18 protein-coding genes and 3 pseudogenes are annotated in these 24,871 nt (G+C 64.6%); 10 read left to right on the forward strand and 11 right to left on the reverse strand.

What is annotated here, in order from left to right; genetic code table 11:
- Nucleotides 1-77: 77 nt before the first annotated feature.
- Complete coding sequence (locus D6C00_RS10900) at nt 78-1,361, reverse strand: MFS transporter (RefSeq protein ID WP_125181747.1); 1,284 nt, start codon at nt 1,359-1,361, stop codon at nt 78-80.
- A 136-nt stretch (nt 1,362-1,497) separates the two neighbouring features.
- Nucleotides 1,498-1,974 carry a DsrE family protein gene (locus D6C00_RS10905; protein WP_125181748.1) on the reverse strand — a complete coding sequence of 159 codons (477 nt, stop codon included), beginning with the start codon at nt 1,972-1,974 and terminating at the stop codon, nt 1,498-1,500.
- A gap of 173 nt (nt 1,975-2,147) precedes the next feature.
- On the opposite strand from D6C00_RS10905, the gene hrpA reads away from it, so the two are divergent.
- From hrpA to D6C00_RS10915, 3 genes are all read left to right on the forward strand, one after another.
- Nucleotides 2,148-4,448 carry an ATP-dependent RNA helicase HrpA gene (hrpA, locus tag D6C00_RS16375; RefSeq protein ID WP_255416767.1) on the forward strand — a complete coding sequence of 767 codons (2,301 nt, stop codon included), beginning with the start codon at nt 2,148-2,150 and terminating at the stop codon, nt 4,446-4,448.
- Complete coding sequence (locus tag D6C00_RS16380) at nt 4,418-6,022, forward strand: DUF3418 domain-containing protein (RefSeq protein WP_255416768.1); 1,605 nt, start codon at nt 4,418-4,420, stop codon at nt 6,020-6,022. The genes hrpA and D6C00_RS16380 overlap by 31 nt, the downstream gene beginning before the upstream one ends.
- A 164-nt stretch (nt 6,023-6,186) precedes the next feature.
- Nucleotides 6,187-7,110: a DUF4382 domain-containing protein gene (locus tag D6C00_RS10915; RefSeq protein ID WP_125181749.1), complete on the forward strand. Its 924-nt coding sequence runs from the start codon at nt 6,187-6,189 to the stop codon at nt 7,108-7,110.
- A gap of 108 nt (nt 7,111-7,218) precedes the next feature.
- On the opposite strand, the gene D6C00_RS15795 is transcribed toward D6C00_RS10915, so the two are convergent.
- From D6C00_RS15795 to D6C00_RS10940, 5 genes are all read right to left on the reverse strand, one after another.
- Nucleotides 7,219-7,707 (reverse strand): glycine zipper 2TM domain-containing protein, encoded by a 489-nt coding sequence (locus D6C00_RS15795; protein ID WP_206609556.1) that lies wholly within the window; start codon nt 7,705-7,707, stop codon nt 7,219-7,221.
- 295 nt (nt 7,708-8,002) lie between these two features.
- On the reverse strand, nt 8,003-9,220 hold the full coding sequence (gene fabB, locus D6C00_RS10925) for a beta-ketoacyl-ACP synthase I (RefSeq protein WP_125181750.1): 1,218 nt from the start codon (nt 9,218-9,220) through the stop codon (nt 8,003-8,005).
- Between the two features lie 14 nt (nt 9,221-9,234).
- The gene (gene fabA, locus D6C00_RS10930; protein WP_125181751.1) at nt 9,235-9,765 is read right to left on the reverse strand and encodes a 3-hydroxyacyl-[acyl-carrier-protein] dehydratase FabA; all 531 of its coding nucleotides are present in this window, start codon (nt 9,763-9,765) and stop codon (nt 9,235-9,237) included.
- Between the two features lie 124 nt (nt 9,766-9,889).
- Entirely contained in the window at nt 9,890-11,170 is a 1,281-nt protein-coding gene (locus D6C00_RS10935) for a diguanylate cyclase (RefSeq protein WP_125181752.1), read from the reverse strand.
- Nucleotides 11,171-11,257: 87 nt separating this feature from the next.
- Entirely contained in the window at nt 11,258-12,268 is a 1,011-nt protein-coding gene (locus D6C00_RS10940) for a glycosyltransferase (RefSeq protein ID WP_125181753.1), read from the reverse strand.
- Nucleotides 12,269-12,360: 92 nt separating this feature from the next.
- On the opposite strand from D6C00_RS10940, the gene D6C00_RS10945 reads away from it, so the two are divergent.
- On the forward strand, nt 12,361-13,188 hold the full coding sequence (locus tag D6C00_RS10945) for a hypothetical protein (protein WP_125181754.1): 828 nt from the start codon (nt 12,361-12,363) through the stop codon (nt 13,186-13,188).
- Nucleotides 13,189-13,352: 164 nt separating this feature from the next.
- On the forward strand, nt 13,353-13,565 hold the full coding sequence (locus tag D6C00_RS10950; protein WP_125181755.1) for a hypothetical protein: 213 nt from the start codon (nt 13,353-13,355) through the stop codon (nt 13,563-13,565).
- A 511-nt stretch (nt 13,566-14,076) separates the two neighbouring features.
- Here the strand turns inward: D6C00_RS10950 and D6C00_RS10955 are convergent.
- Entirely contained in the window at nt 14,077-14,475 is a 399-nt protein-coding gene (locus tag D6C00_RS10955) for a histidine biosynthesis protein HisIE (protein WP_125181756.1), read from the reverse strand.
- Between the two features lie 503 nt (nt 14,476-14,978).
- On the opposite strand from D6C00_RS10955, the pseudogene D6C00_RS10960 reads away from it, so the two are divergent.
- Nucleotides 14,979-16,317: pseudogene (locus tag D6C00_RS10960) on the forward strand (YhjD/YihY/BrkB family envelope integrity protein).
- A gap of 313 nt (nt 16,318-16,630) precedes the next feature.
- On the opposite strand, the gene D6C00_RS10965 reads toward D6C00_RS10960, so the two are convergent.
- Nucleotides 16,631-17,170, reverse strand: a complete 540-nt coding sequence (locus D6C00_RS10965) for a hypothetical protein (RefSeq protein ID WP_125181757.1) — start codon at nt 17,168-17,170, stop codon at nt 16,631-16,633.
- 227 nt (nt 17,171-17,397) lie between these two features.
- On the opposite strand from D6C00_RS10965, the gene D6C00_RS16590 reads away from it, so the two are divergent.
- Together D6C00_RS16590 and D6C00_RS16595 are read left to right on the forward strand one after the other, a co-directional pair.
- The gene (locus D6C00_RS16590) at nt 17,398-17,673 is read left to right on the forward strand and encodes a peroxiredoxin family protein (RefSeq protein WP_317623010.1); all 276 of its coding nucleotides are present in this window, start codon (nt 17,398-17,400) and stop codon (nt 17,671-17,673) included.
- Entirely contained in the window at nt 17,616-17,906 is a 291-nt protein-coding gene (locus tag D6C00_RS16595) for a redoxin domain-containing protein (RefSeq protein WP_317623011.1), read from the forward strand. The genes D6C00_RS16590 and D6C00_RS16595 overlap by 58 nt, the downstream gene beginning before the upstream one ends.
- 281 nt (nt 17,907-18,187) lie before the next feature.
- Here the strand turns inward: D6C00_RS16595 and typA are convergent.
- Nucleotides 18,188-20,042: pseudogene (gene typA / locus D6C00_RS10975) on the reverse strand (translational GTPase TypA).
- A 94-nt stretch (nt 20,043-20,136) separates the two neighbouring features.
- On the opposite strand from typA, the pseudogene D6C00_RS10980 reads away from it, so the two are divergent.
- Together D6C00_RS10980 and D6C00_RS10985 are read left to right on the forward strand one after the other, a co-directional pair.
- Nucleotides 20,137-20,566 (forward strand): annotated as a pseudogene (locus tag D6C00_RS10980) (secondary thiamine-phosphate synthase enzyme YjbQ).
- 193 nt (nt 20,567-20,759) lie between these two features.
- Entirely contained in the window at nt 20,760-21,011 is a 252-nt protein-coding gene (locus D6C00_RS10985) for a TroA family protein (protein WP_125181758.1), read from the forward strand.
- 1,024 nt (nt 21,012-22,035) lie between these two features.
- On the opposite strand, the gene D6C00_RS15485 is transcribed toward D6C00_RS10985, so the two are convergent.
- Entirely contained in the window at nt 22,036-22,191 is a 156-nt protein-coding gene (locus D6C00_RS15485) for a hypothetical protein (protein WP_158675396.1), read from the reverse strand.
- Between the last annotated feature and the right edge of the window lie 2,680 nt (nt 22,192-24,871).

The raw sequence follows: 24,871 nt of genomic DNA on the forward strand, positions 1-24,871 counted from the left end.
AGTGGCCGCAACGGTTTCTGGATCCCGGCATGCGCCGGGATGACGGCGGGGCTGCAGGTCAGGCTGGCACCCAGCGTCTAGCTGACATCAATCCGGGCAACACGCGCCTCGCCGCGTTCGATGTCCACCCTCGAGAGCAGCCAGAAGCCGGTGACAAACAGCAGCAGGACAGAGACGATACCCACCCGTGGCGAACCGGTGGCCAGCACCACCGTGCCCATCAGCAGCGGTCCCAGCACGGCGGCGAACTTGCCCAGCATGTTGTAGAAGCCGAACAGCTCGGCCGACTGGTGCAGGGGGATCAGGCGCGCGAACAATGACCGGCTCAGTGCCTGCACGCCGCCCTGGACCAGGCCCACGCCCGCTGCCAGCAGGTAGAACTCCCACACCGCGCTCATGAAGGCGCCCCACAGGGTGATCAGCATGTACAGGCCCAGAGCCAGGTAGATGGCGTTGCGCGTACCCATCAGGCCGCCCAGGCGGCCGAACACCAGGGTGGCGGGAAAGCCCACGAACTGGGTGATCAGCAGTGCCGTGACCAGACTGGTGTCGGGGAAGCCCAGTGACAGGCCATAGTCCACCGCCATGCGGATGATGGTGCCCACGCCGTCGATGTAGAACCAGTAGGCGAGCAGGAAGATGAAGGCCTCGGGCAGTGCGCGGACCTCGCGCAGGGTGGTCAGGAGCTGGCGCCAGCCAGTTACCAGACTCGTGCGCAGAGACGGACGGGTATCGGTGCCGGGTTCATGCACCCACAGCAGCAGCGGCAGGGAGAACACCGCCCACCACACGGCAACCGAGATGAAAGCGACCCGCACCGCCTCGCCGCGATCGGCCAGGCCGAACCATTCCGGCTGCCAGGTCATCAGCAGGTTGAGGCTGAACAGCAGTCCGCCGCCCAGATAGCCCAGGGCGAAGCCCAGCGAGGAGATGCGGTCGACGTCGCGCAGCGGGGCGATGTAGATCAGCAGGGCGTCGTAGAACAGGTTGCTGCCGGAGAAGCCGATGACGGCCAGGCCGTAGGCCAGCGCGGCCAGCTCCCAGTGCCCGGCCTGGATCCAGGCCAGCGAGCCGGTCATGAGCACGCCCAGGGCAGTGAAGATCAGCAGCGCGCCCTTGCGCCGCCCGAGCTGGTCGGCCACCGCGCCGATCAGGGGCGCGGCCAGCATCACGATCAGGCTTGCCAGCGAGTTGGTCAGGCCCAGGCGGAAGGTGCTGAGCGCGGCCGGCTCGCCGGCATTCCACACCTGCTTGAAGAAGACCGGGAAGAAACCGGCCATGACGGTGGTGGCGAAGGCGGAGTTGGCCCAGTCGTACAGGGCCCAGCCGTAGATGCCGCGCTGATTGGAATGGGATGCCATCGGCTGCCGGTTCGAGAGGGTGTGCAGCCGATCATACCCGCCGCCGACGGCCGGTCAAAGTGGTGCAGTAACATAGGTCGGGTTAGCGCAGCGTAACCCGACAGGTGCTCGGCCCACTGCGGCCCTGCATCCCTGCCTACCAACTGATATAGCTGTAGCCCTGCTCCTGCAGCAGCATCAGGTCCGCGGCGCCGACCTCGACATAGGTGGCATAGCTTTCCATGTCGTCCATGGTCCATTCCAGCGATTTGAGAGTATTGCCGCAGACATGAAATTCAACGTCGTACATAGCCAGGCTCTCGGCCCGCTGGCGCAGTTCCTCCGGCACCGGCCGGCCGGGGTTCTTCGCCGCCAGGTGCACGCCGGGACCGATCAGGGTGATGACGATCCGGATGTCGTCACCGAACTTGCGCAGCATGGCGCCGGCCGAGAACAGGATGTGATCCATATAGTCGGGATCGGCCTGGTTGAGCTGGTAGACCAGCTTGTGGCTGGGCTCGCCGAACAGGGAGTCGGTCCGGGTCTCGCCCTCCTGGGCCTGGACCAGGGGTGCCGCGCCGAGCAGGCACAGGGCGCAGAGCTGCAATACAAGGGAACGGAACATCTGTTTCATTATGAATCTCCATCAGGACGCAGGGCTGTATCGATCGCCCGATTTGCCGGGGCTCGTCTGATTGATGCAGGATGCGGGCCGGCCCGTTTCCCTGGGTAGGATTCCCCGCCGACCTGTTGGTTCCATGGCAGGCAGGATATCATGTCCGCCGCCGAGCGGCGTCACTGGTACCCATGTCCACCACCGAACTCGAACAGCTCGAACAGCGCCTGGCCCATTGCCTGCTGTGCGACCGCGCGCCCCTGCAGCGGCGGCTGGCCGGGCTGCGCCGGCGGCTGCGCGGCAACCGGCCCATCGACAGGGGGCTGACAGCGGTCGCGGCCGAAGTCGCCGCCTCGGAGGCGCGCCGCGCGCAGCGTCAACAGGCCCTGCCGATGCCGGAGTATCCGCTCGACCTGCCCGTGGTGGAACATCGCGAGGCCATCGCCGCGGCCCTGACCGGGCATCAGGTGGTGATCGTCTGCGGCGAGACCGGCTCGGGTAAGACCACCCAGCTGCCCAAGATCTGTCTGGAACTGGGCCGCGGCGTGGACGGCCTGATCGGTCATACCCAGCCGCGGCGCATCGCCGCCCGCAGCCTGGCTGCGCGCATCGCCGAGGAACTGCACACCGAGGTCGGATCACAGGTCGGCTTCAAGGTGCGTTTCAGTGACCGGGTCGGCGCGGATTCCCTGATCAAGGTGATGACCGACGGCATCCTGCTGGCCGAGACCCGCAGCGACCCGCAGCTGCTGGCCTACGATACCCTGATCATCGACGAGGCCCATGAGCGCTCGCTCAATGTCGATTTCCTGCTCGGCTACATCAAGCGGCTGCTGGCACAGCGGCCCGAGCTGAAGGTGATCGTAACCTCGGCCACCATCGATCCGGAACGCTTCAGCCGGCACTTCGACGACGCCCCCATCATCGAGGTCTCCGGCCGCACCTATCCGGTGGAGGTGCGTTACCGCCCGCTCGCCGGCGAGGACGAGGATGCCCGCGAGCGCGACCGGGGCCAGGCCATCCTGGATGCGGTCGACGAGCTGGAGCGGGCGGGGCCGGGCGACATTCTGGTATTCCTGCCGGGTGAGCGCGACATCCGCGAGACGAGCGAGCGGCTGCGCAAGCATCATCCGCCGCACACCGAGATCCTGCCGCTGTATGGCCGGCTGTCGGTGCAGCAGCAGCAACAGGTGTTCCGCCCCCACAGCGGCCGGCGCATCGTGCTGGCCACCAATGTGGCCGAGACCTCGCTCACCGTGCCCGGCATCCGCTATGTGGTCGACACCGGGCTGGCGCGCATCAGCCGTTACAGTTATCGCACCAAGGTGCAGCGCCTGCCGGTCGAGCCGGTCTCACAGGCCTCGGCCAACCAGCGCGCCGGGCGCTGCGGCCGGGTCGCGCCCGGCATCTGCATCCGCCTCTACAGCGAGGAGGATTACGACCAGCGACCGGCCTTCACCGATCCCGAGATCCGCCGCACCAGCCTGGCCAGCGTCATCCTGCAGATGCTGCAACTGGGGCTGGGGGATATCGAGGACTTTCCCTTCATTGATCCACCCGACCCGCGCTATGTACGCGACGGCTTCCGGCTGCTGCACGAGCTGCAGGCCATCGATGACGACAGTCGCCTGACCGACACGGGGCGGCAATTGGCGCGCCTGCCGCTGGACGTGCGCCTGGGCCGCATGCTGGTGGCCGCACACGCGGAAGGCAGTCTGGACGAGGTGCTGGTGATCGTCAGCGCCCTGACCGTGCCCGATCCGCGGCTGCGGCCGCTGGAGGCGCAGCAGGCCGCCGACGAGGCGCAGGCCCCGTTTCGCGACGAGCAGTCGGACTTCGTCGGTTTTCTCAGGCTGTGGCGCTTCTACCGCGAACAGGAACGGCATCTGACCCGGCGCAAGCTGCAGCGCCTGTGCGAACGCCACTACCTGTCCTGGGTGCGACTGCGGGAATGGAAGGACATTCACGGCCAGCTGCTGGGGCTGGTCCGGGAGCTGGATCTGCAGCTCAATTCCGAGCCTGCCGACCATGCCGCCATTCACCGGGCGCTGCTGACCGGGTTGCTGGGCAACCTGGCCTTCAAGGGGGAAGGGCAGGAGTATACGGGTGCCCGCGGGATCAAACTGCACATCTTCCCCGGCTCCGGCCTGTTCAGGAAACCGCCCAAGTGGATCATGGCCGCCGAGCTGGTCGAGACCGGGCGCCAGTATGCCCGCACCGTGGCACGCGTCGAGCCGCAGTGGGCCGAGCACCTGGCCCCGCACCTGGTCAAACGCAGCTGGCGCGACGCCCACTGGGAACAGCGCCGCGGCCGCGCCGTGGCCGACGAGCAGGTCAGTCTCTACGGCTTGGTGCTGGTGCCGGCGCGGCGGGTGGATTACAGCCAGGTCGACCCGGTTGCCGCGCGCGAGCTGTTCATCCGCGGCGCGCTGGTGCGCGGCGAGTACCGTACCGTACCCGATTGGCGTTTCATCAGCACAACCGGACCCTGATCGAGGAGGTGGAGGAGCTGGAGGCCAAGTCGCGGCGCCAGGATATCCTGATCGACGAGGCCGTGCTGTACGACTATTTCGACCGTCTGGTGCCGGCGGATGTCAGCAATGCGCCTCGGTTCGAAGCCTGGTACAAGCGCGCCTCCGCAGAGCAGCAGCAGGCCTTTTACCTCACCCGCGAGGCCCTGATGCAGCACGCCGCCGGCCATATCACCGGCGAGGCCTTTCCGGCCGGCCTGGAACTCGGCGGCCTGAACCTGGCGCTGCAGTATCACTTCGAGCCCGGCCATCCCGAGGACGGTGTGACGGTGGAGATACCGCTGGCGGCCCTGAATCAACTCACCCCTGAGCCGTTTGAATGGCTGGTGCCCGGTCTGCTGGAAGAAAAGATGACCGCCCTGATCCGTTCCCTGCCCAAGGCGCTGCGCAGGCACTTCGTCCCGGCACCGGATTTCGCCCGTGCCTGCCTGCAGGCGCTGTCCCCTGGAGAAGGTTCGCTCACCGGACAGTTGGCCGCGCGCCTCAGGCGCATGACCGGCATCGAGGTGGGCCCGGATGACTGGCGGCCGGAGCAGCTGCCGGCGCATCTGTTCATGCACTTCCGGGTGCTGGACACCCAGGGCGGAATGCTGGCCCGGGGCCGTGATCTGGAGACGCTGAAGGCCGAGGTCGGTGCCCACGCCGAGCGCAGCTTTGCCGGTCTGCCCACGGCGGAATATGAACGTGAAGGGATCACGGAATGGGACGTCGGCGATCTGCCTGAATACATCGAACTGGAACGCGACGGCCTGCGGCTGCGCGGCTATCCGGCCCTGGTGGATGAGGAGCAAGGCATCGCCCTGCGCCTGCTGGACAGCCCGGACAAGGCGCGTGATGCCCATCGTGCCGGTACCCTGACCCTGTTCTGCCGCCAGGCGGACAAGACCCTGCGCTACCTGGAAAAGAATCTGCCGGAGGCGAAGCAGCTGTGCCTGCACTATGCGCCGGTCGGCAGCTGCGACGCGCTCAAGCGGGATATTATCCGCACCGCGGCCGCCGCCTGTCTGTTCGCCGAGCAGGACGAACTGCGCACGGCACAGGCCTATGAGCAGACGCGGCAGGCGGCCGAAGCGCGGCTGGTGGAAACCGCCAATGCCCTGGCCGGGCAGGTCGGCGCGGCCCTGGCGCACTATCACGCCATCGCCCGCCGGCTGAAGGGGAGGATCCCGCCGCAGTGGCTGGCCGCGCTCAACGACATCCGCGATCAGTTGGATCACCTCATCTATCCGGGCTTCGTCGTCGCCACGCCGCGCGCGCGCCTGGGCGAGCTGCCGCGCTACCTGCACGCCATCGAGCGGCGGCTGGACCGCTTGGAGAGCAATCCCGGGCGTGACCGCCAGCTGGCCGCGCAGGTTGCGCCGCACTGGGAGGCCTGCAAGCAGGGCCTGCAGGGAACGAACGGGAACAGCGAGGCCCTGCAGCAGTTACGCTGGCTGGTCGAGGAGTTCAGGGTCTCGCTGTTCGCCCAGGAACTGGGTACCCGGGAGAAGGTTTCCGACAAGCGGTTGCAGAAAGCGCGACAGGTGCTGTCATAGAACCCTATAGTAAATCATTGAATCAATGGTCTGGCGTGTGGCTTGACAGTTTCGCCGGTGCTCCCCAGGCTCCAGATACACAGGAAGTGTGCGTCGTTTCGCAGCGACAGGGCGTGTCATCCTCTAGGCTGCGAGTCACCAATTCGAATAACGGAGGACGCACCATGAATCCCACCACGACGCATTTTCAGCGGACCCTGTTGGCAGGCCTGGTTGCCGCCGGCCTGAGTGCCTGCGGCGGAGGCGGTTCCGACTCCGGCGGTACCGGCAGCTTCAGCCTGTCGATCACCGACGCCCCGGTCGACAACGTCACTGAGGTGGTGGTCACCTTCACCGCTGTGACCCTCAAGCCGGCCGACGGCGACGCCATCACCATCACGCTGGATACGCCGCAGAGCATCAACCTGCTGGATTACCAGAACGGCGCCAGCCTGACCCTGGTCGAGGACGAGACTGTCACTGCCGGCGACTATGCGTGGATCCGGCTGGAACTGGATCAGGACAATACCTACATCGTTGACGGAACTGGGCAACATGACCTGACCATTCCGAGCAGCGCGCAGACCGGGCTGAAGCTGAACAACAGCTTCGCCCTGGCCGCCGACGAGATGCTGGCCTACACCATCGATTTCAACCTGCGCCAGTCGGTGCACCTGACCGGTGCCGGCGATTACATCATGCGGCCGACGCTGCGCATGGTGAAGGATGATGAGGCCGGCACCCTGAAGGGGTCGGTGGATGTTGCCACTGTAACCAGCAGCGATCCCTCCTGTTCCACGCCCATGGCGGTCTATGTGTTCGAGGAAGGCGACAGCGTGGACGACATGGACGGTGATGACGGCGATCCGATTGCCACGGTGAACCTGGCCATGGATGGCGTCAATGACTACACGGTGTCGCCCCTGGATCCGGGGACCTATACGGTAGCCCTCGCCTGTAACTCGGATCAGGATACCGCCGAGGACGGTGACCCCGCCACCGACGATGACAATTACGGCGAGACCGGCGACGCTGACGACATGTCGTTCTACGGTGAAGCGAACGTGACGATCACGGCCGGCGAGATGACGACGCACGACTTCAACTGAGTCCCTGTTCCCCTTATCCCTGATGGGGACGAAAAAGGGGTGGCAACTGCCACCCCTTTTGCTTTGCCGGCTCCGCCGCCGGGAGGTCTCATCAGGCCCGTGCGGGTATCAGTAGCGATAACCGATATCCCGCCCGATCGAACCGCCCAGCAGCACGCCAGCCACGGTGGCCGCATCGCGCCCGCGGCCCTTGCCCATCTCGTTGCCGATCACGCCGCCGATGATGCCGCCGACGATCATGGGCGTGGCCGAACGGTAGTCACCGGCATGGCCATAGCCCGAGGAGCGGTGATGGCGCGGCGGGGCTACGACCACGCGTGAGGGGCGGTCATAATGGTAGTGCTTATGAATCACCCGCTTCGGCTTGCGGTGTTCATACCGTGAACGCTGATGATAGTGGTTATGGACCTCCTTGCGGGACTTGTAGTGCCCGTAGGCATGGCCGCGCCCGCGGTCATGGCGTGCGTAGTCCCGGCCGTAGTCCCGGTCGTAATAGTGGTTGTGCTCGACATAACGGTCGGCATGCGCCAGGGGTGCGGCAGCCAGGGCGGCGGCACCCAGCGTCAGTGCAATGAAGCCCTGCTTGATTCGGTTCATGATCTCGCTCCTTCTGTAGAAGTTGTCGAACAGACGGGTCTGTTCTGAGACTGCGGGATCAGTGTAGGGCGGGTAAACTGAATGCGGGCTGAATGGGGGCGGTGGTTATGTGTTTGTATTCAGGGAATATTGGCCACGGATGAACACGGATTGACACGGATAATGTGAAGTGTATCCCGGTTTGGAAAAACGCATTGCGGGGTATGCCCGCCTGTATCCAGATAATGGCGTCAGGGGTGGGGCGGGATCATGAAAATCCGTGTTGATCCGTGGCTGAATACCGCGAACCTGGAAATCAGTCGGTCCATTTGCGGAAGACCAGGGTGGCGTTGGCGCCGCCGAAGCCGAAGCTGTTGGACATGACGGTGTTCAGTTCCGCGCCTTCCTCGAGCTCACGCACGATGGGCAGGCCCTCGGCCTTCTCGTCCAGTTGCTCGACGTTGGCGGTGGCGGAGATGAAGCCCGCCTGCTGCATCAGCAGGCTGTAGATGGTCTCGTGCACCCCGGCCGCACCCAGGGCGTGGCCGGTCAGCGACTTGGTGGAACTGATCTTCGGCACCTGATCGCCGAAGACCTCGCGTACGGCCTCCAGCTCCTTGGTGTCGCCCACCGGGGTGCTGGTGCCGTGGGCGTTGATGTAGTCGATCGGGCCGTCCACGTCTTCCAGCGCCTGGCGCATGCAACGCGCCGCGCCCTCGCCGGAGGGGGCAACCATGTCGTAACCGTCGGAGGTCGCGCCATAGCCGATCAGCTCGGCATAGATCTTCGCCCCGCGGGCGCGGGCGTGTTCGAGTTCCTCCAGTACCACCAGGCCGCCGCCGCCGGAGATGACGAAGCCGTCGCGGGCCGCGTCGTAGGGACGCGAGGCCTGTGCGGGACGGTCATTGTATTTGGAGGACAGCGCGCCCATGGCGTCGAACAGCATGGTCATGGACCAGTGCACCTCCTCGCCGCCACCGGCGAAGACGATGTCCTGCTTGCCCAGCTGGATCAGCTCGGCGCCGTGGCCGATGCAGTGGGCGCTGGTCGAGCAGGCCGAGCTGATGGAATAGCCCACGCCCTTGATCTTGTACGCTGTGCCCAGGCAGGCCGAGTTGGTGCTGGACATGGTGCGGGTCACGCCGTAGGGGCCGATGCGCTTCACGCCCTTCTCGCGCAGGGTGTCCGCGGCGAGCACCACGTTTTCGGTGGAGGCGCCGCCGGAGCCAACGATCAGGCCGGTGCGCGGGTCGGAGACCAGGTCGCCGGCCAGCTCGGCGTCGTCGATGGCCTCCTGCATGGCGATGTAGTTGAAGGCCGCGCTGTCGCCCATGAAGCGGCGCAGCTTGCGGTCGATCAGGGCCTCGGTGTCCACGTGCATCGGGCCGTGTACCTGGCTGCGAAAGCCGAGCTCCTTGTATTCCTCCGAGAACTCGATGCCCGAGCGGCCCGCACGCAGGCTGTCGAGCACTTCCCGCGTGTTATTGCCGATGGAGGAAACGATGCCGATTCCGGTGACGACGACCCTGCGCATAGCCATATCCGACCTTAAAACCCTTCCGTTGATGTGAACAAGCCGACCCGCAGATCATTGGCCTGGTAGATCGCGCGGTCGTCGACATACATGGTCGCATCGGCGATGCCCATGAACAAGCGCCGCTTGATGACGCGCTTGATGTCGATCTGGTAGCGGACCAGCGAATTGGCCGGGGTGACCTGACCGCTGAACTTGACCTCGCCGCTGCCCAGCGCCCGGCCGCGGCCGGGGCCGCCGCTCCAGCCGAGGAAGAATCCGATCAGCTGCCACATGGCATCCAGGCCCAGGCAGCCGGGCATCACCGGATCGCCCTCGAAGTGGCAGGCGAAGAACCACAGGTCCGGCCGGATGTCGAGTTCGGCGCGGATCTCGCCGCGGTCGTGGGCCCCGCCGGAGTCGCTGATCCGGGTGATGCGGTCGAACATCAGCATGGGCGGCAGGGGCAGCTGGGCGTTGCCGGGACCGAACAGTTCGCCGTGGCCGCAGCGGATCAGATCATCGTAATCGAAGCCGTCCTGGCGGGGAGTTTCGCTTGTACTCATCGGAGCGCTCGTGAGGGTTATCCACAAAGCGCAGTATTGTACCCCAGCCGGCGGGCGGACTCACGTTGCCGGGATCAGGACAGTCACCGGGCCATCAGGCCTTTATTCCGGCCTGCGACTGCGGCTACTGTTCAGGGATATCGAGGCTGGCGCGGATCTGCCCGACGGCCGCATCGAGGCTGCCGGACTGCTGGCGTTGCCAGGCCTCCAGCAGCGGCAGAACTTCCCGCACCAGAGCGGGCAGGTGAGGGCTGAGCGAATCGCCGTCGTTGTCATGCAGCCGCTGCAGGGCCTGCGCCAGGCTCGGCATCGGCTCGGATTCCTGCGATTCGGCCGTGGTGGCAGCCGGTTCGGTGCCGGCGGTTGTCGCCGGCGTGTTTTCCGTTTCCGGGGCGGCCCCGGTGGCGTCGGTCTCGGGCGGCGCTTCCGTCACAGGTTCGGTGCGTTCTTCCGCCGTGCCCGTGCCCTGGTCGAACAGTACCCGGTTGCCGCCGCTGTGCTGGGCGCGCCCGAGCAGGCGCTGGGCCTGTTCCAGCAGTTCCTCGAACCGGGTGTCGCGCCGGATCAGCGGTGTGATCACACCGGCGCTGGCGGTGAGCTTGAGGGTGTCGTTGCCGATCTTGAAGGTGCGCGAGGCGATCTGGGTGCAGATGCGCACGGCCAGTTTGCGTGCGCCGATGGCGTTGGCCGAGGGCAGCACCAGTCCGAAACGGGCCAGGCCGACCCGCCCGGCAGTGTCCTCGGTGCGGATGCTGTCCCTGATGATCCTGGTGAAGATCTTGAGGATGGCCTCACCGGCCGGCTTGCCGTACTTGATGAAGGCCTCGTCGAAGGCGTCCACATCGATGAACACCAGTCCCAGTTCGCTCCGGTGGCGGATGGCGTAGGCCAGTTCCTGGTGGCCGCGGTCGGTGAAGCTGCGCTGGTTGAGCAGTCCGGTGAGCAGGTCCACGGTCGGTTCGGTTTCGATGGCCGTGGCGGTCTGCTCCAGCCGGGTCTCGGTGGTGGCCAGCTTGATGTGGGAGCGGGTATGCGCCAGCAACTGGACCGAATCGAAGGGCTTGCTGAGGAAATCACTGGCACCGGCGGCAAAGGCCGATGACTTGGCATCCTCGTCGTCCTCGGCGCCGGTGACGATGATCACCGGGATATTGGCCAGGCGCTTGTCCTCGGCCTCGCGGATGCGCTTGAGCAGACCCATGCCGTTGAGATAGGGCATGGACAGGTCGGAGATGATCAGGGCGATGCCCGGATTCTGCTGCAGTGCATCCCAGGCGGCCTCGCCGTCGCCGGCCTCCAGGACCTCGAATTCCTCCTTCAGGATCTTCCTGGCGGCGACGCGGATGACGCGCGAGTCATCCACGACCAGCACCTGGGTTCCGGCCGCGTTGTTTTCCTCGGACATAGGTCTTCCCTGGTTATAACCGGGTTTCAAAGCAGGAATCGGCCGCAGTCGCGCCAAGCTTTAGCGACCTGCCGGCAGGGTGGTGGGTCAACCCACCTGATAGTAGTCCTGTCCTGGCTGCAGACCATGGGTCTGCAGCCAGGCGGCAATGTCCTCGCGCGCGCCGTGGCTGGCGACATAGATGAATACCAGCGGACGTACCGGCTGCTCCAGGATCCAGGCCGGCGGCTGCACCGGCACGCCATCCAGGCGCTGGCCCAGCTTGCGCGGATCGATGTCGATCCAGGCATCCGGCCGGTGACCCAGCTCCAGCAGCGGCCGGACCCGGCGGCGGGTCTTGCGCCCGGCCCCCCAGATGGCGAGTGGACGTTGCTGCCGGAGCAGGGGGTCGCGGCTCAGATACTGCGCACGAATCCGGTCGAAGGCCGCGCGCGTGCAGCGCGGATCACGGCGAGAGACCCGCTCGGGGTGTTCGCGCCAGTCCAGCAGTATCTCGTCCACCTTGCCGAAGCGCAGTCCCTGTTGATGCAGGCGCAGCCAGAGTTCATAGTCCTCCGGGAAGTCGCCGTCACGGTAACCGCCGTGTGCCAGCACGGTACGGCGGCGGAACATCACCGAGGGATGGGCCAGGGGCGATTCCAGGTAGATGTCCTGGTGGATCTGTTCCGGGCTGAGGCAGCGGTTGAGCCAATCGACATAATGGCGCATGCCGCTGCGTACCGCCTCGACCGGAAACAGCGCCACCCGGCAGCCGACCACGTCGTAGCCCGGGTGCGCCTGCAGCCAGTCCCGTTGGCGCTGTAGCCGCTGCGGATGCATGCGGTCGTCGGCATCCATGCGTGCAACCAGCTCGCCGCCCGCCTCACCCAGCCCCAGGTTCAGGGCGTTGACCAGGCCCGGGCGCGGATTGTCCAGAATGCGCAGTCGCTGATCCTGTGCCCGGTACTGTTGCAGTAACGCGACTGTGGCATCATCCGAGGCGTCATTGACCGCGATCAGCTCGTAATCGGTGAAGCTCTGCCGGGCGATCGAGTCCAGCGCCTCGGCCAGGGTGGCCGCGCCGTTGCGAACGGGCAGAAGGATGCTGATACAGGGCATAATGCGGTCAGAAAGCACGCGGGTGCAGGTTCAGCCGGCAATGATACCGGAACCGGACCCGACCCGCCTTGCGTCAACCACCGGGGAGACTCATGCAGCAGCAGGAACGCCAACGTCTGTTCGATTTGTTAAGCATTCCGACGGCACCGTTTCGTGAGCAGGCCATACATGCCCATGCGGTGGCGCGCCTGCAGCGTGCCGGCGTGGCGCACTTCAGCGACCCGCACGGCAATCTGGTGATCGGGGTGGAATCTGCCGCCGATTATCGCCGCTTGGTGCGGCAGCGTTCACAGGAGCCGGTGCGGCTGTTCGTCGCCCACATGGATCATCCCGGTTTTCACGGCCGGCGCTGGCGGGATGCACACACGCTGGAGATCGACTGGCACGGCGGCTCGCCGGTCCGGCATCTGCGCAATGCGCGGATGTGGCTGGCCGATGCGCAGGGTTATGTCGGCACCGGCCGGCTGCACAACGTGGAGCTGCACGAGAAGGGGTATTGCATCACGCGTGCCCGGCTGCGCCTGGAAGGCGAGCTCGCCCGCCGCGGGCCCGCACGCGGCTTGTTTGGCGGCTTTGCCTTCCGCAGACCGGTGTGGCGCAGCGGTGAACGGGTCTATACCAAGGCGGCGGACGACCTGGTCGGTGTGCACTGCATCCTGGAAACGGCGGTGCGTTTGCAGCGCAGCCGTGGCGACAGGCCCTTCCTCGGCCTGTTGACGCGGGCCGAGGAGGTCGGTTTTGTCGGCGCGGTGGCGCATCTGGAACTCGGGTGGCTGGAAGCGCGCCACCGGCCGCTGGTCTGTGTCAGCCTGGAGGCCTCGCGCACCCTGCCCGGCGCGCGCATCGGCCGCGGGCCGGTGGTACGTCTGGGTGACCGGCGCACGGTGTTCGAGCAACGCCATGCAAGTTTGCTGGAGTGAGCTGGCGGCGCGCTCGCGCAGCAGGAATTAGCAGTCGCCGCAATCATGGACGGTATAATGCGAGCGGACGGCGGGCAAACGGCCTTCGGCATGCCAAGGTGGGGCTCACAGACTCCGTTGGGTAACTCTTCACCCGCGGGATTCGATGGCGGTGGACTGTCCGCATGCCCGTGGCCGGCGCGGAGTTCGTCAATCTCCAGGACGTGGAAGGCATGCGCCGCCTGTGCCAGGCCCTGATGCGCAGCCGGCTGCCCTGGCAGGATCCCTGGCGCACGGTGCGGCGGCGCCTGCAGCGCAATGTAAAGGTTTTCTATTGCCGCCCTGCTGAAGGAGGAAAATATGATGCAGCGATTCACGCAACTGCCTGCGTATCCTGATCGCCGGCTGCGGGGCTGGCTGCTCCACGCCTGCGCCACCGCGGTCGCGCCCGGCGCAACGGTCTGCGTGTGGACAGGAGGACATGCACTGCTGCCGACGTCAGGTCGGCTTCTAATTACGCAGGCGGAAGCGGGCGGTGCGCGCGATAACAAGTGTCCCGGAACATAACTGCTCGTGGTGGAGCGAATCCCGGGAAAATTCTGCCGCCGGTCACGGCGGGGTGGTTGGTATCCGAGCTGATGTGCGGATGTGCCAACGCGAAGCCGCATCGGCTTGTGGGAGGGGGGTGTGATCAAATCCACTCCTGATCGTTTCGAGTCAGTCCGCACGTGCAGGCAGCTGGGAATGCGGAGATCTTGGCAGTATGGCACGCGCCGATGATCTATCTCAGTCTCGGTGAACTGAAAAGCTACTGGGCTGTGATCACTCTCGATGCGAGCAATAATGCTGATTTTTATAAAAGGAAAGCAAGCTATGGGAGCCTTTTTTCGCGTTGAGACGACGGGTATATTACCGCCGCCGCTTGGTGGTGCGGCGTTTGGCGACCTTCTTCTTGGTCGGCCGTTTCTTGGCGACTTTCTTCTTCGCCTTCTTCTTGGCGACTTTCTTCTTGGTCGGTCGCTTCTTGGCGACTTTCTTCTTCGCCTTCTTCTTGGCGACCTTCTTCTTGGTCGGCCGTTTCTTGGCGACTTTCTTCTTCGCCTTCTTCTTGGCGACCTTCTTCTTGGTCGGCCGTTTCTTCGCTACCTTCTTCTTCGCCTTCTTCTTGGCGACCTTCTTGCGAGCCGTGGTCTTGCGGGCTGTCGTCTTCCTGCGTGCCGTGGTCTTGCGTGCCGTTGTCTTGCGCTTGACGGCTGCCTTCTTCCTGGCGGTCGTCTTACGTTTCGTGGTTTTCTTTCTCACTGCCATGAGGAAACCCTCCTGTTTGATGGTTCGCGCAACATAACGGCTATTGATTATAAAAACTTTAACGAAAAATAAAAGATTAGCGGCGTAAAATGATATTGGACTGCACTAGTGTGTGATAACTTCTAACCGGCCTGTTGCAAGAAATCAGCAGGGCGGAAATGGCCGGTTCAGTCTGGTGAATACATCTGTCGCAGGCGCTTCAGGTTTTTGTCTGAATGCACGAAACACTATATATACAGTGTGAAATCGATTCAGGGGAAAAACCGCCCGAGGTGGGCGCGCACTATCATTCAGCACGTGCCGGTGTCGGCACAGACCCTGTCAGTGTCTTGCGAACAGCCTGTTCCGGGCTTGCGCGCACGCTTTCCGCAGGCCGTTGAGCGGCGGCAAAAATTGCCGGAATTTTGGGGGGCTCATGGAATGAGCGGCAGAAATGCGACCCGTCGCATGCGGATGCGCTAGAGTATACATCGGGCGTCGACTGACCTGAGAATGAGGTTGTCATGTATCAATTGAACGAGGTGATAACGCGGTTCAGCGGACTCGTCTGGGATGACGATCTGCGTGCGTTGCCGCAACCCAGGCGCATGCTGATCCGCGTTCTGCGTCTGCTGTATGTCATGGTGCGCGATTTCCTCTCCGGCGAGCTGACGCTGCGCGCCATGAGCCTGGTCTACACCACTCTGTTGTCACTGGTGCCGTTGCTGGCGGTGAGCTTTTCGGTACTCAAGGGCTTCGGTGTGCACAAGCAGGTCGAGCCCTTCCTGTACGGTTTCCTGGAGCCGCTGGGCCCCAAGGGCAGCGAGGTCGCGGCCCAGATCATGACCTTCGTGGACAACGTCAAGGGCGGGGTGCTGGGCGGTGTGGGCCTGTTGTTGCTGGTCTATACTGTGTTGTCTTTGCTGAAAAAAATCGAGGGGGCCTTCAATTTCGTATGGCGGGTGGAGCAGCTGCGGCCGTTCGCCCAGCGCTTCAGCAGCTACCTCAGTGTGGTTCTGATCGGCCCGCTGCTGATCATCAGTGCCCTGGGCATGACCGCCTCGGTCATGACCACCGGCCTGATGCAGCAGCTGATGGTGATCGAGCCCTTCGGTACCCTGATCGTTCTGGCCACCAGGCTGGTGCCCTATCTGCTTATCTGGGTCGCCTTCACCTTCATTTATATATTCATCCCCAATGTGCGGGTGCGTTTCAGCGCGGCGGCGATCGCAGCCCTGCTGGCAGGCTTCCTGTGGCAGACCACCGGCTGGGTCTTTGCCTCCTTCATCGCCTCATCGACCAAGTACGCCGCCATCTATTCCAGCTTCGCCATCCTGGTGATGCTGCTGATCTGGCTCTACATCAACTGGCTGGTGCTGCTGCTGGGTGCGCAGCTGGCGTTCTATATCCAGAATCCCCAGTATCTGACCCGCTACCGGGTGCGGTTGATACTGAGCAACCGGCTGAAGGAGCGGCTGGCCCTGACAGTGATGTACCTGGCGGGCGAGAATCACTTTCACAACCGCCCGCCCTGGACCCTGACGCAGCTGTGCGATCACCTCAATCTGCCGGCCGAGCCGGTGAATCAGCTCCTGGAGATACTGGTCGATCAGGGCCTTTCTCATCCCCACGGCAACGGAAGCGGTGGGCTATGTGCCGGCCCGGGATATCGAAACCATCCGCCTGGATGAGCTGCTCAACCGGGTGCGGGAGGCGGGTGAAAGCCACTTCGTGCGCCCGGGACAGGTGCCCGCGTTGCAGACGGTGGACGGCCTGATGGAGGAACTGCAGGGCGCGACGGCCGCGCATCTGGACGGCATGACCCTGCGTGATCTGGTGGTGCAGAGGCAGCCTGCCGGTTGACCGGTGCGGCCGTCGGGGGTGGGCGGATCAGCGCCGGGCGGGCGAGGCTTCCGGGCTTAGCGTGCAGACTGCGCACATGCGCCCTAAACCCCCGCCCGCCCGGCGCTGACTTTGCGTGCGGCGGGAAGCAGGTTGTTGTATGGGATCGCGGGGTTTCTTTCGGTTCTGGCAGCTTCAACCCACCGAACCAGTGTCCGCGGTCGGAGTCCCGTGAGGGCGCATGTGCGAGGTGTGCACGCTAAGCCCTCACGGGACTCCGGCCGCGGGGGCACGGCGATGATTGCGCCGGCGTCCAGGGCGCGGGGGCACTGCTTCAATCCTGCAACGCCACCATCATCGGGGCGTCACCCTGCCGGAAGATCGCCTCGCCCTGATGATATACCGCTACCGGAGTGCCGCTCTGCACCAGCATCCATTCCGGCAGGTAGGCGCTCAGGGTCTGATAGTATTCCTGCTGACGGACATTGCCGCAGTCGGGCAGGCCGGGATTCCAGGCGATGCGGTAATGCCAGGCGGCATAACGGCCGAGCGAGTCCGGCGCCGTTGCCGTGGCGGGCATGCCGGCCTCGTCGATGTCGCCGCTGAACACCCAGTTGCCCTGACACAGCGCGGCCTCGGTTTTGCGCTTGGCCTCACCCAGGGCGATCAGGGTCCGGGCGCGGGCCACGGTCGGGTTCTGCGCGGCTTCGCGCGGCAGCCAGGCAATGACCTGATTGTGACCCTGACCGACGGTCGCCTCCGCGGCCTGCCGGGCGAGCTGGTCCGCACCGCCACCGGCGCAGCCGGCGAGCAGCAGCACCGCGCCAAGCGCGGCGGCGGACTGGAAACGGACTGTGGCGCAGGTTGCGGTCATGGCGGGATTCCTGTTCACTGGTACTCTTTCAGTCGATATTCAACGCTGACAGACCAACTGAAATCATGAATATCACCTTGAAGAGTACTTAGGCCCACTCTAGCCGGACAAGCCTGAACCCTGACTGAATCAGCGTCACAGCTTTGACGTTTATTGACCCTCGGCGCGCGAAAATGTGATGGAGTTGGCGGCTGCAATGAGCCACGGTCGACTGTTTTCCGGGCGCCATGACCCGGCATAGGCATCTCACACGTCTGGGGCGGGCGGCCTGGCAGGTGGCGCTGGTGCTGCTGGTACTCGGCGCTGTACACCTGTACCGGACCTGGGATACCGCCAGTGGTCAGGCCCCGGCATTCCAGGCACGGGATCTCCATGGCCGGCCGGTCGCCCTGTCCGATTACGCGGGCCAGCCGATGCTGGTGCACTTCTGGGCCATTGGTGCCCGGTGTGCCGGCTGGAGGAGGACAGCATCGATGCCCTGGCCCGCGACCGCCCGGTCCTGACGGTGGCACTGGATTCGGGCAGCGATGGGGAGCTGAAGCAGTATATGACGGAACAGGGGCTGGAGTTTACCGTGATCAACGACCGCGACGGGGCCATTGCCGCCCGTTATGGGGTGCAGGGGGTGCCGGCTTCCTTTGTCATCGGCCCGCAGGGCGATATCCGTTTCACCAGCGTTGGTTATACCACCGGTGTCGGCCTGCGGCTGCGCCTGTGGCTGGCCGGGTGGGAGTGAGGCGGGATGGCGCTCACGGACAGCCCCGAGGTCAATGTGCTGATCGATCGTCTGTGCGCGGAGGGCTGCACGGTGGTGCAGGAATAACATACTGGCCCTGGAGCTGGGTACCGAGCATCCGGCCTATGCCCACTTGGACGAGTATCAGCGCCGCCTGCTGCTGGTCGAGCTGCGGGCCATCATGGCGGTGTATGATTCCTAGGTTCCAGGCTCCAGGTGCCAGGGACGAGGTGGGGAAGTAAACTTCCTGGAACCTGGCACCTGGAGCCTGGAACCTTTATTTACGCCGACCGCGCCGCCTTCTTGCGCTCGTGTTCCAGCAGCAGCTTCTTGCGCAGGCGTATGGCCTTCGGTGTGACCTCCACCAGCTCGTCGTCGTCGATGAACTCAGGGCCTGCTCCAGCGACAGTTTCACCGGCGGCGTGAGCAGGATGTTCTCGTCCGTGCCGGCGGCGCGGACATTGGTCAGCTGCTTGGCCTTGAGCGGGTTGACCACCAGGTCGTTGTCGCGGGAATGGATGCCGATGATCCGCCCCTCGTAGACCTCCTCACCCGGACCGATGAACAGCCGGCCGCGTTCCTGCAGGTTGAACAGGGCATAGCCCAGGGCCTTGCCGGCGCCGTTGGCGATCAGCACACCGTTGATGCGCTGGCCGAAGTTGCCGGTCTTGAGCGGGCCATAGTGGTCGAACACCGAATACAGCAGACCGGTGCCCTGGGTGATGGTCAGGAACTCGGTGCGAAAGCCGATCAGGCCGCGTGAGGGGATGATGTAGTCCAGCCGCACGCGGCCCTTGCCGTCGGGGGCCATGTCCCGCAGATCGCCGCCGCGGGTGCCCAGCTTTTCCATCACGCCGCCCTGGTGCTGTTCCTCGACATCGACGGTGAGCTGCTCGTAGGCTTCCTGCCGCACGCCGTCGACTTCGCGAATGATGACCTCGGGGCGGGACACGCCCAGCTCGTAGCCCTCGCGGCGCATGTTCTCGATCAGGATCGACAGGTGCAGCTCGCCGCGGCCGGAGACGCGGAACCGGTCCGGGTCCTCGGTATCCTCCACCCGCAGGGCGACATTGTGCACCAGCTCCTTGTCCAGCCGCTCGCGGATCTGACGCGAGGTGATGTACTTGCCGTCCTTGCCGGCAAACGGCGAGTTGTTGACCTGAAAGGTCATGCTCACCGTCGGCTGATCCACGGTCAGTGGCGGTAGCACCTCGGGCTGGGCCGGGTCGCACAGGGTGTCGGAGATGTTCAGGTTCTCGATACCGGTGAAGGCGATGATGTCGCCGGCGGAGGCCTCGTTGACTTCCACCCGTTCCAGGCCCATGAAGCCGAAGATCTGCAGGATGCGGCCGTTGCGCCTTTTTTCCCCTCACGGTCGAGTATCGCGACACCGGTGTTGGTCCTGACCCTGCCGCGGCTGATGCGGCCGATGCCGATGACACCCACGTAGCTGTTGTAATCCAGCGAGCTGACCTGCATCTGGAACGGGCCGTCGGCATCGACCTCGGGGCAGGAGACCTTCTCCACGATGGTCTCGAACAGGGGCGTCATGTCGCCCGCGCGCGCCTCCTGGTCGAGGCTGGCATAGCCGTTCAGGCCGGAGGCGTAGACCACCGGGAAGTCGAGCTGCTCGTCGGTCGCGCCCAGGCGGTCGAACAGATCGAAGGTCTGGTCCAGCACCCAGTCGGGGCGTGCCCCGGGGCGGTCGATCTTGTTGATGACCACGATGGGCTTGAGGCCCCGCTCCAGCGCCTTCTGGGTGACGAAGCGGGTCTGCGGCATCGGGCCCTCGACCGCGTCAACCAGCAACAGCACCGAATCGACCATCGACAGCACCCGCTCCACTTCGCCGCCGAAGTCGGCATGGCCGGGGGTGTCGACGATGTTGATGCGGTAGTCGTGCCACTGGATGGCGGTATTCTTGGACAGGATGGTGATCCCGCGTTCCTTTTCCAGGTCGTTCGAATCCATCACCCGCTCCGGGGCCACACCCCGGTCACCGAAGGTCCCGGACTGACTAAGTAGTTGATCGACAAGGGTGGTCTTGCCATGGTCGACGTGGGCGATGATAGCGATGTTGCGCAGGTTCTGGATCACGGTGCCGGTACTCTGAATAAGGGAGGGCGGATTATACATGAATGCGGGCCGGCGGGCCTGTATACATTGGTATAATGGGGGGTCAATACGGACGCACCGATTTGGTGCATGGCGGCGATGACGATCAGAATCCATGGTATTTCAGCACACCCTCAGCCTGTCCACCCGCGGCCGCGGCACCCATGATCTGACCCGCGCGGTCCAGGATGTCGTGCGCGACAGCGGTATCCGCACCGGCCTGTGCCATGTGTTTGTTCAGCACACCAGTGCCTCGCTGATGCTGTGCGAAAACGCCGATCCCGCGGTTCGGGGCGATCTGGAACGCTTCATGGCCCGGCTAGCGCCGGACGGCGACCCCCTGTTCCAGCACGACGATGAGGGCCCGGACGACATGCCGGCGCAGGCGCACCGTGCTCACTGGCGCCGATCTGACCCTGCCGGTGGACGCCGGCAGTTGCCGGCTCGGCACCTGGCAGGGCGTGTATCTGGTGGAGCATCGCACCCACGGCCATACCCGTTCGGTGATCGTGACGGTGCGTGATAGGGTAACGGGGGCCAACTGATCATGCATAAATGGTGGAATCAACAAACAGCAAATTCAGTCATCCCGGCGCAGGGCCGGGATCCAGAGACCGCGGCGGTTACTGGAAAGTCCCGCCTGCGCCGGGATGACGGGCAGTGGCGTCTCAATTAAGTGCCGCCTGTCCTGTTTCTACTGCCTTTGTTCTGCTGCATTGCCGTTCGGAGCCCAGAGTCGTGCTGGAGGATGACACCGGATATCGGCTCGAACTGCCCGCGCCGGCGCAGCGCATTGTAACCCTGGCCCCCTTTCTGACCGAACTTGCCTATGCCGCGGGTGCCGGCGACCGGCTGGTGGGCGCGGTGGCCTTCAGTGATTTTCCCGGAAGCGGCGAGCCGTTTTGCCAGCGGGTTGGGCGATTTCAAACGCTCGAACATGGGAGGCGCGGCTGCTGGCTGCTGGAACCCGACCTGGTGCGTGGCCTGTGACGCGGCAAATCCGCGTGCGCACTGGTGCGGCTGCGCGAATTCGGTATGTTCCCGTGTCGTGCCGAACCGCAACGCGCTCGAGGATATCGCCCGACATGCCTGGGACAGGTCGTGAACTGGCAGGCACGGCGAACAGACACGGCGCCCCGGGAGGCGAACGGCTTCCGCGGCCGGCTGTCCGGTTCTGCGTGCGCGCTACAGCGGGCGCGAGCCGGTCAGCGTCTTCTACCAGATCTGGCACCGGCCGCTGATGACCGTCAACGGCGAGCATGTGATCAGTGCGGTGCTCCGCCTGTGTGGCGGGCGCATGTTTTTCCGGCTGCCGGTCGCTGGCCGCTAAGTCGGAACTGGAAGCGATACTGGCCCGCCGATCCGAAGGCAATCATCGCCAGCGACGTGGAGGAGGCGAGCGCCCGGGTGGGCTGTGGTCACTGGCAGGCTGCCGCGGCTGCAGCTGTTCTCAAATGGATCACCTTTATCCGCATCCACCCCGATCTGATCCAGCGCCACAGCCCGCGCCCCATTCTCCGATGGCGCCGACAGCGCTGTGCAGGCAGCTGAACAGTGCGGCAGGCTGATAATAATATATGCCTTGGCGGCTGCGCTGCATGGAGACCCGGTTCCTGGTTTGGGTTGGCTGATAAGTGCAGTTTTAGATTCAATACGTCAGGCGGGGTGCCGCAGAGGCCGAATGAGATTTTACGGTCGGGGATGAGGTATGTTGGCGTCACCGGTTCAGCCCAAACCTGCCGACGGGTGATTGCTACCTGATTCCGGGCCCGCTTGCCACAGCACTCCGTTCGCGCGGGCCCGGTTTTGGAGATGGCGGCGAGCACGAACACAGGTCGACATCGGTTCAGAGTAGCGCCAGGCGGGAAGGGGTGAATGTCGCCGAGTCGCGGGCCAGGGTGACCAGCCCGGCGCGCAGGCGGCGGCGGCCGACGGGGCGGGCCAGAGGGCAGGGCCCCGCGGCGGGGTGCCCGCCCGGCAAATGAATTCCTCCAGGTATCCACAGCCTCGGCATTCAGCCCGTCGAGCCAGGTCTCCAGGCCGCTGATGGTGCCTTCCGATCGCCCTCCAGTCCCGGACACAGAGTTCGCCAGCCCAGGTCGAACAGGTCGTGCTGGATGGCGTTGACGCCCTCCCGGACCTCGTCCGGCAGGTCCTGCGCGGCCAGCACGCCCAGCAGAGTTGAGTTCGTCGACCGTGCCGAGGACCTCGACCCGGACAGGTGTCCTGTCCCACCCTAAAAAACCTTCGCCCAGCGCCGGTGCCGCCTTGTCGCCGGTGCGGGTGTAGATCTTCGATAGACGGTGACCCATGGTGTGATCCTCCTTTCAGTGCAGCCGGTAGGCGACCGGCAACTGCAATTCCATCGGTCGGGAATTGTATGCCACCTGCTGAACCGAACGCAAGTGCGTCAGTGCGTCCTGTCGAGCACAGCACGGCCCTGAACTCCTCCAGCACCTCGCTTCATGTATCCGGCCGTCGCTTGAGACCTGGAAACCGAGCAGGACATCGCCGTCCCAGTGGAGCACCAGCGCCACGCGCGGAGAAGAAGAAGTCCTGCGCAGGGCTCGCGATCTCGTTGATCACATTCATGCCGCGGTTTTCCGTGCGGGCCGGGATCGATTCGGCCAGCCCTCTGGCGGGATGTTTTCCCTCGGGGCGCGGTGCGGTATGTCGGCCACAGTTCCACGGATTCCGTTACGCCTTCAGCGTCGGTCCTTCTGTTCGTGGACCTACTGCGCGACCGCCGCATCGGCAGGATGGCTGCGGGAATGACGCCGCGGAGGATGAGGATTGTCCTGGGGGCCCAGCTTCATAGTGCTGGTCGGTTGCGGCCGGCCCGGCGGCTGCGTGCGGCCTGCCTGCGGTTGCTGCAGCGGCCGTTTGGGTCACCTCGGGTTGTTCGGCGGCAGCCTGCCCGGCGGTGAGCTGCACAGACAGGGTCCGCTACGGCTGGCCAGTCCGGGGAGCTCGGAACGGCTCGTGCCGTCACCGGCATGCCTCGCTGCATGCACCAGTGATTCCAGAGGACCAGCATCGTTTGACGGGGACCAGCTGGAAGCTTGAAAGGATCAACAACAGTCCGGTAAAGCTTCACAGCGCCGAACAGGGGTCCGGTCCAGTGGTTGTTCCAGTCCCCGGCAACACTGTAGGCCAGGACATTAGTCCTTGTCCCCGCAGGGTCTCACGGGGCCTCAAGCGCCACTGTGCGGCCGAGGGCGGTAGGGTGGGATGGTACGGTAGGTTAAGGTTCCCAGGCAATAGCCCGGCGAGCCGGGTGTTGCACTCTGTTCGTTGCGCGCGGATAGGGGCAAGCGCCTCGACGCCGATGCCGTGCCGGCCTAACTCGCGCTGCGCGTGATCCTCCAGCGAAGGTTCGGCGGAGCGATCCAACGCTTCATAGGTACTGTTCATTGGTTGCATCGAGGTAAGTGAAGCCGGCGTCGAGATGCCATCCTGCCCAGTTCGTGGAAGCGATCAGTTCAAGGCCGCGGATATTTGCGTCAAGTAACATTGTCCGGACTGGAGGTGAAAGGTGTTGGGCGAGGTCTGGTCGTTGCTCCCACTCGATCAGTTCTTCGATCAGGTATAATGCAACAGGTTACTCGGTATGGGACGTTCCGAAGGCATTGCCGCAGGCCGATTCTAGGCGGTTTTCGATTAATCCGGCTGCCACGGTTCGGTGCTGGCTTGAGTAGTCGGGCCGAAGAAGCTGTACAAGCTGCGGGGACCAGAACAGACCGTTGACGCTGGGGGCTTGAAGGCGGTGCAGGGAGGCGATCGGCGGGTGCCGCGTTCGGCAGTTTCATGTCCCAAGGCGATATGAGTGGTTCGTTTCCGAATCGCTTTCGTGATGGTCGTACGCGCGACCAGGTTAAGTCGCTGATCAGGCGCGCTGTAACTCGGGTGATGAACGAACCAGGCGCGCTGTTGTGGATGTTTTCATTAGATGATGCACGTTGAGGGTCTTGATGCGCCTGTAACCCTAGTTAGTCGATCCTCGGCAGTGAACAGGCCGTTTGAATATCGTCAGCTCGTTCTGCTCAGCTCGCGCTTCGGCGCGTTGCGTTTGGTCTGGATCAGGCCGGGAGAGGTCGGGCTGGCGGAGGAACGGGAATCGGTTTATCCAGCGAATAGCCGCGTGTGAGGCCTGGCTCCATACGGCGCTGGTGGCCATGTCCAGCTTCAGGCTGGCGGCCTGGTTTCCTGTAATTCGATTCTGCACGTGTGCTGGGGTCGAATTCATTGGTGCCTGGGCGATGGGTCCAGGTGAACCCAGATCCAGTCCGGGCTCGCCGTTCCCCATCCCGTCCGAGTGCCGCAATGGGCGTTGTCATAACCGTTGATCCTCGGTCGCATGGTCGACGCTGCGGAATCAGTCCGTGTCCAGGGCCGCCGGCCTGGAATGCTGTAGCGCCAGCGCTCGCCGCCGCCGAGCCGGCCTCGATTGAGGGTTTTGTCGTCGCCGCCGTAGCCGATACGCGCTTGGGGTTCGGGCCCTCGTTCCGGGCGGGTGTTGTTGAGATCTGGCCCCGGCGCCACGGATCTGGAAAATCCGTACAGACTGGCGCGCGGGGCGAGCCTACTTGATCTCGATTCGCTCGATTCTGGCCCGACGCAGGTTGCCACCAGTTGAAGGTGCCGGGGGGGGCGGCGGCGCGCACGCCGCGCTCCGCACCCAGGCAAATGATCGGAATTGTGCCGAGGATAAGACGGAGTCGGTCTTGCCGAATGCCGCCACGGTACTGACTTGGGATGCCGGCCTGTCGCGAGCGAAGCAGTTCCCCGTGGTCTGGCCCCTGGCTTGCGCTCGATTCGTCGGTCAATGAGACAGAGACCGAGGGCCAGGG

The organism is Thiohalobacter thiocyanaticus (genome assembly GCF_003932505.1).
In the GTDB taxonomy this organism is placed as follows: domain Bacteria; phylum Pseudomonadota; class Gammaproteobacteria; order Thiohalobacterales; family Thiohalobacteraceae; genus Thiohalobacter; species Thiohalobacter thiocyanaticus.

What these genes read in the sequence shown, in the direction of transcription:
- D6C00_RS10900 (WP_125181747.1), bottom strand. Translation starts at nt 1,361, where the DNA reads ATGGCATCCCATTCCAATCAGCGCGGCATCTACGGCTGGGCCCTGTAC.
- D6C00_RS10905 (WP_125181748.1), bottom strand. Translation starts at nt 1,974, where the DNA reads ATGAAACAGATGTTCCGTTCCCTTGTATTGCAGCTCTGCGCCCTGTGC.
- hrpA (WP_255416767.1), top strand. Translation starts at nt 2,148, where the DNA reads ATGTCCACCACCGAACTCGAACAGCTCGAACAGCGCCTGGCCCATTGC.
- D6C00_RS10915 (WP_125181749.1), top strand. Translation starts at nt 6,187, where the DNA reads ATGAATCCCACCACGACGCATTTTCAGCGGACCCTGTTGGCAGGCCTG.
- D6C00_RS15795 (WP_206609556.1), bottom strand. Translation starts at nt 7,707, where the DNA reads ATGAACCGAATCAAGCAGGGCTTCATTGCACTGACGCTGGGTGCCGCC.
- fabB (WP_125181750.1), bottom strand. Translation starts at nt 9,220, where the DNA reads ATGCGCAGGGTCGTCGTCACCGGAATCGGCATCGTTTCCTCCATCGGC.
- fabA (WP_125181751.1), bottom strand. Translation starts at nt 9,765, where the DNA reads ATGAGTACAAGCGAAACTCCCCGCCAGGACGGCTTCGATTACGATGAT.
- D6C00_RS10935 (WP_125181752.1), bottom strand. Translation starts at nt 11,170, where the DNA reads ATGTCCGAGGAAAACAACGCGGCCGGAACCCAGGTGCTGGTCGTGGAT.
- D6C00_RS10940 (WP_125181753.1), bottom strand. Translation starts at nt 12,268, where the DNA reads ATGCCCTGTATCAGCATCCTTCTGCCCGTTCGCAACGGCGCGGCCACC.
- D6C00_RS10945 (WP_125181754.1), top strand. Translation starts at nt 12,361, where the DNA reads ATGCAGCAGCAGGAACGCCAACGTCTGTTCGATTTGTTAAGCATTCCG.
- D6C00_RS10950 (WP_125181755.1), top strand. Translation starts at nt 13,353, where the DNA reads ATGCCCGTGGCCGGCGCGGAGTTCGTCAATCTCCAGGACGTGGAAGGC.
- D6C00_RS10955 (WP_125181756.1), bottom strand. Translation starts at nt 14,475, where the DNA reads ATGGCAGTGAGAAAGAAAACCACGAAACGTAAGACGACCGCCAGGAAG.
- D6C00_RS10965 (WP_125181757.1), bottom strand. Translation starts at nt 17,170, where the DNA reads ATGACCGCAACCTGCGCCACAGTCCGTTTCCAGTCCGCCGCCGCGCTT.
- D6C00_RS16590 (WP_317623010.1), top strand. Translation starts at nt 17,398, where the DNA reads ATGACCCGGCATAGGCATCTCACACGTCTGGGGCGGGCGGCCTGGCAG.